Origin of the sequence: Enterobacter sp. R-1.6.2 (assembly GCF_035064085.1) — a bacterium.
Classification (GTDB): domain Bacteria; phylum Pseudomonadota; class Gammaproteobacteria; order Enterobacterales; family Enterobacteriaceae; genus Enterobacter; species Enterobacter asburiae_B.
Window position 1 is genome coordinate 1 of record NZ_JASEYI010000077.1, and the last position, 2,655, is coordinate 2,655.

A 2,655-nucleotide genomic window follows, 5' to 3' on the forward strand; every position below is an offset into this window, starting at 1 on the left:
AGCGCGTGTCGGACTTGAGCACGCAGGTGCTGAGTTTAAGCGAGCAGCTGCGCCGCTTGTCCGGGAACTGAATGCCATCGAGGAGAAGGCTGCACTGGAGTATCAGCGTCAGAACGAGCTGGAGCTGACGCTCCGACAGAAGCAGAAGAGTTTCGATGGTCCGAAGATGAGGTGACAGCCCGCACGAAGAAGGGCTCATCGCGTTCCTGCTAAATAGGCTGACTACCGGAATGGTAGTGACTTATCCCGGAGGAAGTGATGAAAATTCTCAACGTTATTGAAGCCCTGCTGAACTGTTTTTACCTGGTGATGGAGCTGTGTGAGTTGCCGGAGAGGCATTTGCCGGTTTTTAAGGCGTTCGCGCTGATTTTAGTGTGACTTTACGCTGCATGCATCTGGCTGCATGACTATGCATCAGTGTAATATCCAGCGGCTGCGTTTTTGGTGTTTTTTCGTCATGTCTGTCGCCACTTTCTCGCGTCTGGCACCGGAAACGCAGCCAACCCCGTTTCTGCGGTGCGGGCAAGGGGTGTTATGTTAAAAGCCGAGGTCTGGCGGATACGGAAAAAATTATGCCCGCGGCAATCCGGCCGATACTTAAATTATCCTTCACAAAGGATGTGCTGCGATCCAGGCAGTTGAGTGTTTTCCGGCTCCCGGATGGGAGCCATTTTTTTGCCTTCTGATGCCTGTTAATGCATGCGGAGCTGCGCTGGTTCTTCCAAGATTGATAGACGCCAGCTTCTCTGCTGGAGCCGGCGGATTTGCCGTAAATATGAACATTTTCTTATTGTTCAGCCCGCTAAAGATGGCGGGTTTTTTACGCGTGAAATCCGGAGCCGGACATCATGCCGGCATGGCTGAATAGCGGGCTTTTTCCCGCCCTGTCGCAGTAATATATAACGCTACATAAGGAGTAGCCGATAACCATGGCAGTACTTACATTATCCGGGCAATCTGATTCATATGTTTTCACTTAAAAATATGTTCTCCCTGAACCTCCAGCGATCAGCCATTTCGTATGACGCAATTTGTCAGAATAAGCCTGTCATTGAGTTCAGTCCGGAGGGGGTGATAAATAAAGCCAGCCCGCTTTTTCTCTCCACTATGGGGTACAGGGCTGATGAAATAATCGGTCACCACCATCGTATATTCTGCCCGCCCTCGCTGGTAAGTTCACCGGAATACAGCCAGTTCTGGCAGCGCCTTGCCAGGGGAGAAAGCTTTAGTGGCAAGTACCTGCGGCTGGCAAAGGGAAATCGTTCCGTATGGCTTGAAGCCAGTTATATCCCCGTTTCTGACAGGCGCGGCCGTGTTATCAGAGTCATTAAAATTGCTGCCGATATTTCTGAGCGCGTGCATTCTGCTCTTGAGCAGGAAGCAGTTGTAAATGCCATAAACCGTTCTATGGCCATCATCACCTTCAATCCTGAAGGGATCGTGCTTGAAGCAAATGAAAATTTCGTCAATGCCACTGGCTATAAGCGGGATGAAATCATAGGTAAGCATCATCGTCTGTTCTGTGCCGAGACGCTTTACAAAAGTGATGAATACCGACATTTCTGGGAGAGTCTGAATCAAGGTGAGTTTTTTTCTGGTCTGTTTCCACGCCTTAACCGTCAGGGAGACCCTCTGTGGTTCCGTGCAACTTATAACCCTGTCTTTAACAGTGATGGGCAGCTTTATAAAATTGTGAAATTCGCTACAGATGTTACGGCTGATGTCCTGCGAAACCAGAGAGAGCAAGAGGCTGCTGTGCATGCATGGGATATGGCCGTGCAGACCCGAGAAAGTGCGCAGAACGGTGCCAATGTTATTGAAAATAGCATCCTTATGATTGACAGAATTGCGCAGGGGATGGGGGCTGTCTCCACCGATATCTCACGGCTCAACAATCAGTCTGAAAGTATTGACGATATGGTGGAAACCATCCGGAAGTTTGCCATGCAGACAAGACTTATTGCACTGAATGCCGCGATTGAAGCAGCAAGGGCTGGCGCATCCGGAAGAAGTTTTGCGGTTGTTGCCGCAGAAGTGCGTAATCTTGCGGCGAGCGTCAGTAGCGCGACTGAAGAAATTGAGCAAGTCGTGGCCAGCAATAGTCAACTGGCCAAGGATGTTCTCTGTGGCATTGAAAACAGCCTGATGAACACTCGGGAAGGGGTTACACTCATGCGCGAAGCGGGTGAAGTTATGACCAGCATTCAGAGGAATGCTGCAGGGGTTGAGACTGCGGTTAAGGATGTCGCCATTTCAGTTAAAGCCGGATAGGCCATGGTGCATATCCCCATATCTGTCGAACATCACAGATGATCTTCTTGAGATCCTTTCCGTTGCGTCGTAATCTCTTGCTCTGAAAACGAAAAAACCACCCGGCAAGGTGGCTTTTTCGAAGGTTCGCAAGAGTTGACGCTCTTTTGAACCGCGGTAACTGGCTTGGAGGAGCACAGTCACCAAAACTGTCCTTTCAGTGTAGCCTTATCGCACCCGAAACTTCAAGACTCTCCTCCTCTAAACCTGTTACCAGTGGCTGCTGCCAGTGGCGCTTTGTCGTGTTTTTCCGGATTGGACTCAAGTTGATAGTTACCGGATAAGGCGCAGCGGTCGGACTGAACGGGGGGTTCGTGCATACAGTCCAGCTTGGAGCGAACTGCC

General features: G+C 50.3%; 1 protein-coding gene. It reads left to right on the forward strand.

The features are described 5' to 3' along the window. The first annotated feature begins 984 nt into the window (after window positions 1–984). Window positions 985–2,271, forward strand: coding sequence for a PAS domain-containing methyl-accepting chemotaxis protein (locus QMN93_RS25745; protein WP_306170312.1), 1,287 nt, complete (start codon window positions 985–987; stop codon window positions 2,269–2,271). Window positions 2,272–2,655: the final 384 nt, after the last annotated feature.

Coding starts and splice junctions, on each gene's coding strand:
- QMN93_RS25745 (WP_306170312.1), top strand. CDS start 985: ATGTTCTCCCTGAACCTCCAGCGATCAGCCATTTCGTATGACGCAATT.